The sequence below is a fragment of the Lysinibacillus sp. UBA5994 genome, from assembly GCF_002429725.1.
Lineage (GTDB): Bacteria > Bacillota > Bacilli > Bacillales_A > Planococcaceae > Lysinibacillus > Lysinibacillus capsici.
This window is the reverse complement of the sequence record NZ_DJAU01000058.1, coordinates 53,727-67,803: the sequence shown is the minus strand read 5'-3', so window position 1 is coordinate 67,803 and position 14,077 is coordinate 53,727. Positions and strand designations below refer to the sequence as shown.

12 protein-coding genes and 1 other annotated feature are annotated in these 14,077 nt (G+C 38.2%); of the genes, 5 read left to right on the top strand and 7 right to left on the bottom strand.

The window, feature by feature from the left end:
* Positions 1 to 35 precede the first annotated feature (35 nt).
* From yhaM to B3D98_RS20400, 3 genes are read right to left on the bottom strand one after another with little or no spacing between them, the layout of a single operon-like run.
* Positions 36 to 971, bottom strand: coding sequence for a 3'-5' exoribonuclease YhaM (yhaM, locus tag B3D98_RS20410; RefSeq protein ID WP_048391758.1), 936 nt, complete (start codon positions 969 to 971; stop codon positions 36 to 38).
* Positions 968 to 3,856, bottom strand: a complete 2,889-nt coding sequence (locus B3D98_RS20405) for an ATP-binding protein (protein WP_288585690.1) — start codon at positions 3,854 to 3,856, stop codon at positions 968 to 970. The genes yhaM and B3D98_RS20405 overlap by 4 nt, the downstream gene beginning before the upstream one ends.
* Before the next feature lie 4 nt (positions 3,857 to 3,860).
* Positions 3,861 to 5,075, bottom strand: a complete 1,215-nt coding sequence (locus B3D98_RS20400; protein WP_066037075.1) for a metallophosphoesterase family protein — start codon at positions 5,073 to 5,075, stop codon at positions 3,861 to 3,863.
* Positions 5,076 to 5,333: 258 nt separating this feature from the next.
* On the opposite strand from B3D98_RS20400, the gene B3D98_RS20395 reads away from it, so the two are divergent.
* On the top strand, positions 5,334 to 5,519 hold the full coding sequence (locus B3D98_RS20395) for a YhzD family protein (protein WP_036075853.1): 186 nt from the start codon (positions 5,334 to 5,336) through the stop codon (positions 5,517 to 5,519).
* Positions 5,520 to 5,571: 52 nt separating this feature from the next.
* On the opposite strand, the gene B3D98_RS20390 is transcribed toward B3D98_RS20395, so the two are convergent.
* Positions 5,572 to 6,354 (bottom strand): enoyl-CoA hydratase, encoded by a 783-nt coding sequence (locus B3D98_RS20390; RefSeq protein WP_288585682.1) that lies wholly within the window; start codon positions 6,352 to 6,354, stop codon positions 5,572 to 5,574.
* A 138-nt stretch (positions 6,355 to 6,492) separates the two neighbouring features.
* Here B3D98_RS20390 and B3D98_RS20385 point away from each other — a divergent pair, with 138 nt between their 5' ends.
* Complete coding sequence (locus tag B3D98_RS20385) at positions 6,493 to 7,464, top strand: rhodanese-related sulfurtransferase (protein WP_066037074.1); 972 nt, start codon at positions 6,493 to 6,495, stop codon at positions 7,462 to 7,464.
* Here the strand turns inward: B3D98_RS20385 and B3D98_RS20380 are convergent.
* Positions 7,453 to 7,593 carry a hypothetical protein gene (locus tag B3D98_RS20380; RefSeq protein WP_158651973.1) on the bottom strand — a complete coding sequence of 47 codons (141 nt, stop codon included), beginning with the start codon at positions 7,591 to 7,593 and terminating at the stop codon, positions 7,453 to 7,455. The genes B3D98_RS20385 and B3D98_RS20380 overlap by 12 nt on opposite strands.
* Before the next feature lie 13 nt (positions 7,594 to 7,606).
* A complete protein-coding gene (locus tag B3D98_RS20375) occupies positions 7,607 to 9,256 on the bottom strand; it encodes an FAD-binding dehydrogenase (protein ID WP_048391767.1) in 1,650 nt (549 codons plus the stop codon).
* 404 nt (positions 9,257 to 9,660) lie between these two features.
* Positions 9,661 to 9,902: a binding site (T-box leader), on the top strand.
* Between the two features lie 159 nt (positions 9,903 to 10,061).
* Here B3D98_RS20375 and serA point away from each other — a divergent pair.
* The 3 genes from serA (at position 10,062) to B3D98_RS20360 (ending at position 13,188) form a co-directional block, all read left to right on the top strand.
* Entirely contained in the window at positions 10,062 to 11,675 is a 1,614-nt protein-coding gene (serA, locus tag B3D98_RS20370) for a phosphoglycerate dehydrogenase (RefSeq protein ID WP_288585678.1), read from the top strand.
* Between the two features lie 105 nt (positions 11,676 to 11,780).
* The gene (locus tag B3D98_RS20365; protein WP_016992110.1) at positions 11,781 to 12,275 is read left to right on the top strand and encodes an RNA polymerase sigma factor; all 495 of its coding nucleotides are present in this window, start codon (positions 11,781 to 11,783) and stop codon (positions 12,273 to 12,275) included.
* Complete coding sequence (locus tag B3D98_RS20360) at positions 12,265 to 13,188, top strand: hypothetical protein (RefSeq protein WP_115674058.1); 924 nt, start codon at positions 12,265 to 12,267, stop codon at positions 13,186 to 13,188. The genes B3D98_RS20365 and B3D98_RS20360 overlap by 11 nt, the downstream gene beginning before the upstream one ends.
* A gap of 44 nt (positions 13,189 to 13,232) precedes the next feature.
* Here B3D98_RS20360 and B3D98_RS20355 read toward each other — a convergent pair whose 3' ends face one another.
* The gene (locus B3D98_RS20355; protein ID WP_288585671.1) at positions 13,233 to 14,021 is read right to left on the bottom strand and encodes an HAD family hydrolase; all 789 of its coding nucleotides are present in this window, start codon (positions 14,019 to 14,021) and stop codon (positions 13,233 to 13,235) included.
* Positions 14,022 to 14,077: the final 56 nt, after the last annotated feature.

Here is a 14,077-nt window from a genome sequence, read left to right as displayed (position 1 = left end):
GCAACGTTAGTTTATGGGACGATTGATATTGCTTTTTAAATAGTAGGCTTATAGAATGAACGATTATCAAGTGGGAAGAGTCTCTCTGTAAATTCGCCCGGTGTCGTTTTACCTAATGCCCTTGTTAACATATTCATCTTTGCATCAATGTTATCGATATAATGCAAAATTTCTGCTTCCTGAATCATAGGTTTTTTCGGGCTACCCCACTCTTCTTTTCCATGGTGAGACAATACCATATGCTGTAACAGCATGACTTCCTCACCTTCAATTTCAAGCTCACTAGCAATCTTAGCAATTTCATTTACCATAATCGTAATATGACCTAATAAATTGCCTTCTACTGTATACATTGTGGCAACTGGGCCTGATAACTCTACAACCTTGCCCACATCATGTAAAATAATTCCAGCATATAATAAGTCCCGATTTAATGTTGGATATAGATCAGCAATGGCTTTACCTAGTTTGAGCATGGAGACCATATGATCTAATAAACCTGATGCATAGTCATGATGATTTTTAGTCGCTGCTGGAAAAACTAAAATAGCCTCTTGATGTTTTTTAATTGCTGCTCTTGTAATCCGTGAGATATTAGGGTTTTTAATGTCAAAGAAAAATTGCGTTAATTCTTCATATAGTTGTTCTTTTGGTGTTGCAGAGGATGGCACTAAATCGTGAATAGCAATTCCTTCCTCTGGCTTAGCAACACGGATAGATTTAATACGCAATTGATTCTTTCCTCTATAGTCATGAATCTCTCCGCCAACACGTACAATGGCTTCCGCATGGTACATCTTTTCATGATCCTCATTCGTATCCCATAGCTTTGCCTCTATATCCCCACTCTTATCTTGTAATATTAGCGACATAAATGGCTTCCCAACGGTTGTAACCCCTTTTGTCGCTTGTTTTATTAATAAAAATTGATCAACTACTTCTCCAACTTGGAGCGTCGTAATCCCTTTCATGTTGACGCCACTCCCCTTTCATTTGCTAATGCTCCTATATCGACAATCTGGTTTTTTTGCCAATAGTTGAGCATTGTGTCATGACAAGTAAAATATAAAATTTGACGTTCATATCCTACTTCTTTCATTAATTGTACCATTTTGTCTGTGCGGTTTCGATCAAAATGGACAAAAGGATCGTCCATAATCATTGGAAATGGTGCAGCGCTCACTAGGGTTTTTGCTAGAGCCATTCGCAATGCAATATAAGCTTGCTCTTTGGTAGCCTGGGACAACTCCACCATTTGATAACGTATCCCTGCAGCATCCTGCGCTACAAAATAACCATCCTCATGAATCGAAATTTTGTCATAGTTTCCTCCTGTTAGTAAACGGAATATAGCATTTACCTCTTCAAGGACATGAGGTAATTTTTCTTCACGAAGACGGAATAGGGTTTCATGAATAGCTGTCGCCACAGCTTTTTTAGTTGCCCACTGCTCAATTAACTGCTGCAATTCCGTTTTCTCCTGCTCAAACTGTTGAAGTAATTGACCATATTTTTCATCATTTAATAGCTGTTCTTTTTCCATTAGCAAAGCAGCACGTTGTTCCAGACATTGATCAATTTCTAGTTGAAATGATTGCTGCTCTTGTTCTAAAGCACATATGCGTTCGCTAACAGAGTCCTCAATCAGATTTTCCTTCTGTTGAAGATCGAGTGAAGATAATTGAGCCTGGACGGTTTGCAATTCTGTCTCAATTTTTCTTCTCTGTTCAAATTGCTCATGCATTTCATAATAAGCCTGTTCATTTTGGATCTTTGCTTCTTTGAATAGCTCGTACATTTCAGCAGTATAACGATCCATTCTTGATTGTCCACCTTCTATTTTTATTTGAACGCTGGCTAGCTGATCTTTTGCATGCAGTGCTTGCTGCTGTTGCTGTTGTGCTTTAAGGTAGGCTGTTCGTAAATGCATATAAATTTCATGTTCATTATAGGCTCCCTCTAAAACCCGTTGAAGCTGCTCATAAATGTTGTTCTTTTCTACCTGCGTTTCTTGCAACAGACTTGAGGTACTGTTTCTTTTAGCTGCTAATTCTTGTACACCACGAATACGCATAAATAATTCGGGCATTAGCGATCTTGCTATCATTCCTTGTAAGCGATAACGCTTTAAAAAATGTTGGAGCGTTTGAGTGGCCTCTTCACTCTCTACCTCCGTTATTTGAATTTTATATTCAAGAGAAGTATATTGCTGCTCCTTCTCTTTCTGCTGTTCATTGATGTGCAACCAGCGATCTTCATATCTTTGCTTCTTTGCAAGAACTGCTTGTACTGTCAATTCCTCTTGCTCTAACTCCCGTAGGAGGATGCTATGCTCTTTATTAGTAGGTTCATTTGCTTGCTTAACATATCGAATAAACAAAAAAGTTAGCAATGATAAAACTGCTCCAATTAGAATTACAACTATGTTTTTTTCAAATACACCATAAGCAAACGACATGAAGCAAATCAGTAGTACAAGCCAGATAAAGTCATGAGGCTGCTTCTGCTTACTGCGTTGCGATTTGGCAAAACGTAGTTGCTCAAGCCTCCGCTTCTGTTGAGGCCATTGTGCTAAAATATGTTCTTCCTCACTTGTTAATGACTCACGCATTAGCTGTTGCTTCTGTTTGGCTATTGCATCTAATTCTAGGTGTACTTGCTCTAGTGAACGTAGATGAAATTTTAGCTCTTCCTCCGCCTCCTCTAATTTACTTAATTGAAGCTGAAATTGTTGCTCCTGTTGGAGTGAAACTGTTTCGTTCAAAAGATTTTCTTGTGCTTCTTTCTCTGTTACACCTAGTAAACGAAACTGTGCTTCAATTTCTTGTTCGAGCAAAAATAGATCATCCTGTAAATTTTGCTCTTTCACCATTAGCTGATGCCACGTTGCCTCTTTTTGCATAAGGTAAGCCATTTCATTGACCTTTTGCTCATCCACTGTTGCAAGTATTTTCTCCTGCAATATTTGATGCTGCTCCTTTAATTGCATCAGTTGCTGACTTTCATGTAACAAACGATCCTTTACCTGCTCATACCGTCTGATACCCTCTGATGGAAACTGAACATGTTGAAAATTGGTCATTGTCTGTTGCAATGTCTGTTGCTGCTTGAGGAGAGGGAGTGCTTGCTTTTGAATAGTTAATTGCTGCCATTGTTGCTGTTGACGTTTTTGCGTACCAAATAGCTGTTCTAAATTTTGCTCAAGTAATTGTAATTGCTGTAATTTATCCTCAAAGGTTTGAATCTTCACCTGTTCCTGTTTAATTGTCCGCTCAAGCTGCTTTAGTTGTTCAATCTTTTGATTAATCAATGGCACTTTACCTGTCTTTTTAAACAGCTCACTAGCCTCTTTATCCATTTTCTTTTCAAGTGCGGATAAATACTGAATACCTGTTGTACCTGAGGCAAGTAGCAAATGGGTTAGCTCCTCTTCAGACATTTTTTCAATACCTTGTAGTTCATGCAGCGAAAAAGAAAAAATGGCTTCAAAGGATGCCCTAGAATATCCATATAAAAGCTTTACTAACAACTCATCATGCCCCGTCGTTCCATCCTCTAGGTAGACAGTAACATCACCAGCAGCCTTTCCTTTCACACGTTCAACTGTACATTGACCATAAATAGGGTGTAAAAGTGTCAGCTGACCTCCATATTTCGTTGAAATTTTCGGCTCATATTTGCGCTGTATCTGCTGCCTTGTTGGGAAACCAAAAAGCATTTGTAGTATAAACTGCTGTATCGTCGTTTTTCCTGCTTCATTTAATCCATAAAAAATAGTGACACCATCATTTAACGAAATGGAGATATTTTCATGCTTACCAAAGCCATAAATTTGGATTTTCTGTATTGTCAGCATGTAATCACGCCCTTTGAATTTCTTCTGCTAATAATGTCTGTGCACGATGGGTTAAGTTCTCAATATCCTTTTCACTAAGTGGCTCTATCAGCCTCGCACCACCAGCATATTGGTACAAATCTTTTAGAATATCCTTCCATTCATTACTGTCCCATTGTTCCATTAAGCTCACAACGGATTGAGTTGTTGCTGTATGCTCATAAAATCTCGCTGCCTTTTGCAACACCATCTTTTGTACCCAACACATTGGGTCAATACCTTCCTCAGCCTCTCGAATAGTCTCTAACCATGCATCTACTGTTGCATGTTCAAATAAAGCTTCCGTTTGTTCGTCAATATTTTGCAAATGAAGCTCTACTACCGATGCGCCATACTTCTTCCTATTAGCTGTAATAGCTTCTGCACATCTCTTCAATAATTCATTGGCATGTACCACATTCGTACAATCCACCTCAATGGTGCTATAAACAACAGCAGAGGTAGAGATAAAATCAAGCTCAGTCGATGTTTTGGATAGCGTCACATCATAAAAGCCTTTCATTCCTTGTTCTTTACGATGTCGACTTTGAATATTGCCTGGATAAACAATTGGAGGGTTTTGATGTAAAAGCTGTCGTTTATGAATATGGCCAAGCGCCCAATAATGATAGTTCTTTTCAAGTAACTGTTGTTTTGTAAAAGGGGCATACACATCATGTGTTGTATTGCCTGCCTCACTGCCATGAAGCATACCAATATGAATGGCATGCTGATCATGTGCAGTTGGATAGCTTTCAATAACAGATTCCTTTAAATGACGTTCAGGATAGCTAAAACCATATATATTCACTTGTTGACCCCGTATTTTTAATTGAACTACACTCGTTTCAGCTGGTAATTCATAGACATTACTTGGTAAAGAAAAGCGTGTCCATGTACCATTTAAATGATCATGATTTCCGTAGCTCACAATGACAGGGATATTGTGTTGAAAAAGCTTCTCCATTGCATCTTGAAATCTTCGTTGTGCTTGCAAGCTACGATTTTCACCATCATAAATATCCCCAACAATTAGTAAAAAATCAGGTTTTTCCTGAATCGCTTTAAGGATAATTTTATCAAACGCTTCAAAAGTGCTTGACCGTATTTTTTTTAAAATGGGTTCGGGTAGACCAAATAAGCCCTTAAATGGACTATCTAAATGTAAATCTGCCATATGGAAAAAACGAATTGCTGACATCCAATCACCTCAAATAGTAGATAATTCTCTCTTTAGTACAAAACCAAAGTAATAATATGTTGTTTATTCAAAACCGAATATTTGTTCTATTTTATCATAACTCATGTTTGATGAAAAATGCTATTACGAAAAAAACAACATTGCCTTACTTTTTCCACAATTTTCGTAATTTATCAAAAAATTCACTAGTTTTACCGTGAAGTTTATAAATCTTCTATGTATAATAGAAATATATTCAAGTAAAAGGGTGGGGTCTGTATGGAGAATTATCGTTTTACAGCTTTTGAAAAAACAGGGGAAACATTGTTTGATGAAACTTGGACTTTTGAAAATGATGAGGCTGCTAAACTAAATGGACAACAACAAATTGAGGAAAAAGGTGTTGCCGATAAAACTCATCGTCTTGTAAACGCTTCAGGTAAATTAATTTTATTCCATGTTTAGTGGCTAATAAAAGGCACGTAGTCAATGGTTTGCTACGCGCCTTTTATTATTTTTATTTGCCTACAAAGACAGGCGTTCTTTTCTCTACAAATGCATGAATGCCCTCGACATGATCTGTTGTTTTACGCATTGCAGACTGGCCCTCAGCCTCTAATGCTAAGATATTTTCTAGCTGTGGCATATTTTGTGCATGTAGAATTTTTTTCGTTGTAATCATGGAAGAAATCGGGGATGCAAGCATTTTCCCCACCACCTGATCTGCCATTGCAAATATAGTGCCCTCTGGTGCAATATAATCAATTAACCCTGCATCTAATGCTTCTTTTGCTGTTAATACCTTTCCCTCCCATATCATTTGTTTCGCTTTAACAGTACCTACACGCTCCTTCATGAAGAAATGACCGCCCCCATCTGGGATCAGTCCAATTCCAATGAAATTCATAGCAAGTTTACTATTTTCACAGGCTACAATAATATCTGCCCCTAGTGTTAGACTAAATCCTAAACCTGCTGATGCACCATGAACCGCTGCAATCACAATCATTGGTAGCTGATAATATGCCTTCACGATACGTGTCAGATAAACCATTGCCTCATCAATATTCAGTGGTTTGCTTTCATCTAGCATTGCTTTTATATCACCACCCGCAGAAAAGACCTTTCCTTCTCCACGAATAACAAGCACCTGAATATCTTTTTCCTGCTGTAGAGCCTCAAAGCATTCTGCAAGTTCACGCATCATGACATCATCCATTGCATTCATCGCCTGTGGACGATTCAATGTTAAGGTTGCTCGACGCTCTAATTTTTCTAATGTAATCGTTGAAAATTCCATCTCTATAACCCCCAAATATGAATAGTCATTCACTATGTATAATTCGTGTTTTTTTTGAAAACTCCTTCTCTCTAAGCAAAATTGCTCCTGTTATGCTATATTAAAGGACGAATATCGAGATAAAGGTGGTAATGTATTTTGACACAAAAAGACTATCGTGTATTACTTTATTATAAATATATTACGATTGAAGATCCTGAAGCGTTCGCAGAAGAACATTTAGCATTGTGTAAAGAGATAGGGCTTCTTGGTCGTATTTTAGTAGGTTACGAAGGTATTAACGGAACTGTATCAGGTACCATTGAGCAAACAGATGCTTACATGAATCATATGAAGGCAGATGCTCGTTTTAGCGATATGATGTGGAAAATTGATGAGACTGAAGGGCATACCTTTAGAAAAATGCATGTACGTCCTCGTCGAGAAATTGTTCACCTCGGTTTAGAACAGGATATCAATCCGTTAGAAATCACAGGTGATTATTTAACACCTAAAGAATTTATGGAACAGATGCAAGATGACAACACCGTGGTTATCGATGCCCGTAATGACTATGAATATGATCTCGGTCATTTCCGAGGGGCTGTTCGACCAGATATTGAAAACTTCCGTGACCTACCTGCTTGGATGGAGGCGCATAAAGAAGATTTTGCAGATAAAAAAATCTTAACTTATTGTACAGGTGGTATTCGCTGCGAAAAATTCTCTGGTTGGCTAAAACGCGAGGGCTATGGTAAGAGCGTAGGTCAATTACACGGCGGTATTGCTACATATGCGAAGGATCCTGAGGTAAAAGGTCAATTATGGGATGGTCAAATGTTTGTTTTTGACCGCCGTCGAAGTGTACCGATTAATCAGGTGGAACATGTTATTGTTGGGAAGGATTATTTCACCGGGGAGCCTTCTGAACGATACACAAACTGTGCAAACCCAGCGTGTCATAAGTTAATGCTTTGTGAAGAAAAACATGAGGCATTTTACATGCGAAGCTGTTCAGATGATTGTCGCCGTGCAGAACGCAACTTTTTCGTGGAGGAAAACGGTTGGACAAAGGAACAGGTTGAAGAACAAATTGCTAAGATTGCAGAGGTCCAACAATCAAATTGTTAATCCATTCCATAATTTAATCAAGGTGCGCATTGCTGTTGGATTTCTGCTCAAAACTTCAGCATAGTGATCTACTCCAACATTATCAATCCATTTAAAAAGAGCATCGTTCATCAAAACGATGCTCTTCATTCATTTATGCACTTTATCCTTGCCCTAAATAACGCCCTACCTGGCGTCCACTAAATAAACAACCACCAACAAATGTCCCTTCTAAAGCGCGGTAGCCATGGACGCCACCGCCACCGAAACCACTTACTTCACCAGCAGCAAATAACCCAGGAATTGGCTGACCGTCCATGCCCAAAACAGCGCCATTTAAATTTGTTTGTAAGCCACCTAAAGTTTTCCTTGTTAGAATGTTTAAGCGAACAGCAATTAAAGGCCAATTTTTGGTATCTAAAATTTTATGTGGCTTGGCAACACGCACCCATTTATCCCCAATATAATTTCTTGCTCCATGAATAGCGTTTACTTGCAAATCCTTTGTAAACTTATTGTCCATTTCCCGATCTCTTGCCAAGATTTGCTCTTTAATCTTCATGAAATCAAGTAGCTCATTCCCAGCAAGTTTATTCATTCCATCTACAAGTTCTTTTAGATCATGTGCAATCACAAAATCCTCTCCGTGATTTTTAAAAGCTTGGATAGGAGCAGGTGGGCCTGGTAAAATGCGTTTTAGAACATCGCCAATGCTTTTGTTTGTTAAATCTGGGTTTTGCTCCGAGCCAGATAAAGCAAATTCTTTCTCAATAATTTTCTCCGTTAAAATAAACCAGGAATAGTCATAACCTGTTTTTTGAATCGCCTCTAACGTACTGAGTGTATCAAACCCTGGAAAGTTGGGTGCATGAAAACGATTCCCCTCTGCGTCAAACCACAGGGAGGAGGGACCAGGCAATATCCGAATTCCATGGTTGGGCCATATTGGATCCCAATTTCTTAAACCCTCTGTGTAATGCCACATGCGATCACGGTTTACAATGCGTCCCCCAGCATGTTCCGTGATCTCTAGCATTCTTCCGTCAACGTAAGCTGGTACACCACATACCATATTTTTGGGAGGGGTTCCTAATCGAGCAGGCCAATTTTTTCTCACTAAATCAAAATTTGCCCCAATACCACCACTTGCCACAATCACAGCTTTAGCTTCGTAGGAAAATTCACCGATTCCTAATCTCGAACTTTTTTCACCTCGATTAATAAAGGTTTCAGCTAGCACCGTTCCGCTAATTCCTATAATCTTCCCTTCTTGCTGCACAAATTCATCCACACGATGTCTTGGCTTGAAGTCAATGAATCCTTCTTTCATAGCCTGTTTTACTTTATCTACAAATGGCTTTACAATGCCAGGGCCTGTTCCCCAGACAATATGAAATCTAGGTACTGAATTGCCATGCCCTCCTGCCAATGAGCCTCCCCGCTCTGCCCATCCAACAACAGGGAAAAACTTTATACCTTTTGACTTTAACCAGTCGTATTTTTCACCTGCAGCAAAATCAACATATGCTCTTGCCCATTTATACGCCCAGGAATCCTCATCTTCTAAACGATCAAAGCCTGCAGTTCCTTGCCAATCCTGCCATGCAAGCTCCTTACTATCTTTAATTCCAAGCCTTCTTTGCTCTGGAGAATTTACTAAAAATATTCCTCCAAAAGACCAATATGCCTGTCCTCCGATTGAATTTTCAGGCTCTTGATCTACTAAAAGAACTTTTTTCTTTGCATCGATTAATTCACAAGCTGCGACTAATCCTGCAAGACCAGCACCGACTATTGCAACATCGTACTTCATTCTTACACCCCCAAATCAATCATCCTTAACTAACATTCTTCTCTCACAGTCTGTTTACCTTCTACTTTTTATATTTTTGTCTAAAATGTGACAAACAAAAACGTTCGCTTTCTTAGAACAAATCCATGGATAATTAGCATAAACCCTCTATTTTATTCCATTTAATTCCCATATAATTTTTCATGCTAAAACTACACAGAAACCTGATACTATCGGACTTTTCAAATATCGTTAGCGCTTTCATTGTATTCCCCAAAAAGACGAACAATATAACGGTATTATATAAATAATATTCGTTTTTAGTTATTTTTCAGACTTTTGAAGTCAGTATTTTTAAAGTTTTTAAGAAATATCGTTGACAAAGGTGAACAATAGGGATTATGATGTTAACAAATTTAATCACAAAAAATATAACGACGGAGACACACTAGTCGAAAGAAAATCCAAAGAGAGCTGATGGTTGGTGCAAATCAGTGATTTCTACGATAATAGTTCCACTCCTGAATAGATAGGCTGAACAACTTAAAAGTAAGCTTATCCGTCTCATGCACGTTACGCATATAGCTAAGACTGCCAGAATAAATTTTCCAGCAGTGATTAAGGGTGGTACCGCGAACCAAAGTTTATACAGCCTTTCGCCCCTTACAACACACTAACTGTGTTTGTAAGGCGTGGAAGGCTTTTTATATTGTCTTCGATTTAGAAAGGAGATTGTTTGTATGCTGTAAGATGTTCGAATTTTACAAATTTCAGACTATCGTAGATAAAGCCATAGCCAATAATGATAAAAAAGGAGCTAATTATAATGACTACTGCAACAAAAACAAGAACTATTAACGTATTTATCGCTGATCCACTAAGTGAGGATGGTATTTTCCCATTACGCCAGGAACAAGATTTAGATTTAAACATTATTGTAGACACAGGTTTAGCACCAGAAGAATTAATCGCTAAAATTGCTGATATAGATGTATTACTTGTTCGTTCTCAAACAACGGTAACACGTGAAGTAATTGAAGCAGCAAAAAGCTTAAAATTAATTGGTCGTGCTGGTGTTGGTGTCGATAATATTGACCTTGCTGCTGCTACAGAACACGGCATTATCGTAGTAAACGCACCAGATGGTAATACTAACTCAGCTGCCGAACATACAATTGCGATGATGACTTCACTTGCCCGTCATATTCCACAAGCTTTTAATACATTAAAAAATGGCAAATGGGATCGCAAATCTTTTGTTGGCGTGGAGCTAAAAAATAAAACTTTAGGCGTTGTAGGTTTTGGTCGAATTGGTGTTGAAGTAGCTTATCGTGCTAAGGGTCAACGTATGAATGTTATGGCATACGATCCTTTCCTAACAGATGAACGTGCCAAAGAATTAGGTGTAACAAAAGCAACGGTTGAAGAAATCTGTGTAGCTGCAGATTTCATTACAGTTCATACACCACTTCTACCTGAAACTCGCAACCTTATTAATAAAGATAAATTTGCGATGATGAAAGATGGCGTACGTATCATTAACTGTGCACGTGGCGGTATCATCAATGAAGACGATTTATATGATGCAATCGTAGCAGGTAAAGTGGCTGGAGCAGCTCTTGATGTATTTGTTTCTGAACCAGCAACAGATCATAAGCTACTGACTTTACCACAAGTTATCGCAACGCCTCACTTAGGAGCATCTACAATCGAGGCACAAGAATCTGTAGCGGTTGACGTATCAAATGACATCATTAAATTTTACAAAACAGGTACTGTAACAAATCCAGTAAACATGCCATCTATACCTAAAGAGCTTCTTGCACAAGTTGAGCCATTCTTTGAATTAGCTGAAAAACTTGGTTCATTCCTATCACAAGTGACAACAGAGCCAGTCAAAGAAATCAATCTATCTTATGCTGGAGAAGTAGCAAACTATGATGTTCGTCCATTAACTTCAAATGCATTAAAAGGTTTACTGTCTAAAAATCACGGTAATCATGTCAATGATGTGAATGCTCGTTACTTATCTGAACGTATTGGTATGAAAATTAATGAGCACAAAACAACAACAGCAAAAGGCTTTACTAGCTTAATTACGATTGAAATTATTACTGCTAACGAAACACATACTGTAGCGGGTACACTATTAAACGGTTTAGGTGCACGTATTGTAAAAGTAGAGGACTATGTTGTTGACGTCATTCCACAAGGCCACCTTCTTTATATTAAAAATACTGACAAACCAGGTGCAATTGGCCGTGTAGCAACAAAGCTTGCAGAAAAAGAAATTAATATCGCAACAATGCAGGTTGGTCGTGCGCAGGTTGGTGGTACAGCGATTATGATGTTAACGGTTGATAATGTTGTAACAGAAGAAGATTTAGTTTTTGTGGCACAGCTTGAAAACATTGATGAGGTAAAAGCCATTAACCTATAATTAATAATAACAAGAAGCAGGGAGTCTCTACTCTCTGCTTTTTATTTTGGGAAAATGATACTTTTCTATGAGTTCTTCGTCTTTAAAGAAAAGGAGGTGTTCAGCTTGAACATAGAAGAAATATTTTACTTACATAATCACACCATTTTTAAATACTTATATTACTTACTAAATGATGAAAAATTAGCGGAGGATTATACACAGGAAACCTTTGTCCGTTATTTGAACCATCACCAAACAATAAAAGTAGGAGCCGATCTCGCTTGGTTGCGGTGCACTGCACGTAACCTTGCCTATGATCATTATCGTCGGAAAAAGATTATTCAGTTTGTCCCTTTTTTACAACAGCATGTAGAACAAGCGTCACCTTCTCCTCATCAATGGCTGATGCAACGAGAAGATGCCAAGATACTGTATCTTGCAATTCGAAAACTAAAAATTACCTATCGTGATGTGATCATTCTGCGCAAAATAGAGGGGCTTTCCATCGAAGAAACCTGCGCTATTCTTGGCTGGAATGAGGGGAAAGTAAAAAACACATTAAAACGAGCACTCATCGCATTAAAAAAACAGTTAGGAGGTGAGATGGATGAAGAATGATAAGAAGACATGGCAACACTTAGATGATTTAATGTTATCTGATCAGCAGCAAAAAAAATTATTACGCAATATGACAGAGCCCTCAGTAATTAGTAAACAAACTACTGGAAATGGATGGAAAATTCCGTCTGTGTCAGTGCTATTTATAGTAGTTCTTTCTTTATTAATTTTAACTTTTGTTCAACGTCCGACTGATTCTCCTATGACAATGGATTCCTCCAAAGCCATCCAACGTGTCTACTTAAAGGAGAATCTGAACAAGGATACCTTTATAGCAAAGGATTCTTGCCTTTATGTTCCTCAGCAATGCTATGCTCATTCAAAGGCAATCACACAGCTACAACAGAATTGGGACAACGCTTCTCCTATAACAATATCCGCTAGTCAATGGAAAAGTGGTACTATCTATGATATTTTGATTCTCTATAATGACCGTACACAAGAGAAATGGAAGGTACTCAATAACAAGATTTTCTTCAATGTTGAAACCCAGCAAGCCTTTCTGATTGAAGAATCAATTGACTCTCTACGCTATTTTTATGATGAGAAGCGGTCGACGAAACTTATTTTAGGGAACATTTTCATCCTACTTATGCATTTCATCCTATGGATTGCTAAAAAAAGAATGCCTTATACAGAACGTCGCTTTTTCGCTGCGACAGTTGAGCATGCTATTGCCAATGCCATCATGCTCGTGTTGTTTGGAGGTATTTCATTTGGTATCTATCTTGTTCACCATACAATTCATGCAACAATTATTTATGGCCTTTTCTCACTCTACTCCTTTATGCAAATCTATTATCGTAAAAAGGCTGGTGAACCTAAGGGTTACTTAATTGCTAGCGCTCTTGTTCAGCTTTGTATAGCGATAGCTTTTACATGTTTATACCTTGGACTGAATGTCTATTTTTAATAAAAAAATGTACTGACTCCATGAAGGGTCAGTACATTTTTATACTATAGCTTATTTACAAGCTCCAAAAACGCTGTCAAAGAATCCACCTCATAGGTAGGTGTCACAGCCCCGTTGGCGATATTGCTTTCACGATTAATCCATACATTGCGCATTCCCACACGAGATGATCCTAAAATATCAGTATTAAGATTGTCGCCAACCATAATTGCCTCGTCCGCTGTAATACCTGCTTTCTCCATCACATACTCAAAAATAGATGCGTCCGGCTTACCTTTACCAAAGTCACCTGAAATAATAATATGATCAAAATATGGGGCAATTTCTGGTGTGATTTCTAGCTTTAAATTTTGCAAACTTGGTGCGCCATTTGTAAGCAATACAAGCTGATATTTTCCTTTTAATTCATCTAACACTGCAAAAGTATCTTCGTATAAAAATGGCGCTACTTTACGCTCGGCTACAAAGCGCTCTCCTAGCTCCTCTCCAAACGCTGTATCTTCAATACCAAGAGCAGCTAACCCTTTTGTCCAAGCCGCTGCACGATAGCTAGGAACAATTTCCTTCATTTTTTGGAAGGAGTCTGTCGAGTCGTCAAACGTTCCCCAAAGTCCTTCAAATGGATTGATACCAATTAATACCGTATAATCATATGTTTCATAACCCTCATATAAAGCACGTGCCTCTCGGCGAACAGCTTCCTCTAGCTCAGTAGGATTCACATTATGTACTGTTGCTGCATAGTCACATGTTTTTTCAAATGCAGTTTTGACTGATTTTTTATCCCATAGTAGTGTATCATCTAAATCAAAAATAATTGTATTTATCGACATTTTTGTCCGCTCCTAGCTCCCGATTAATACTACTATTTTAGCATATTTTCAAAATA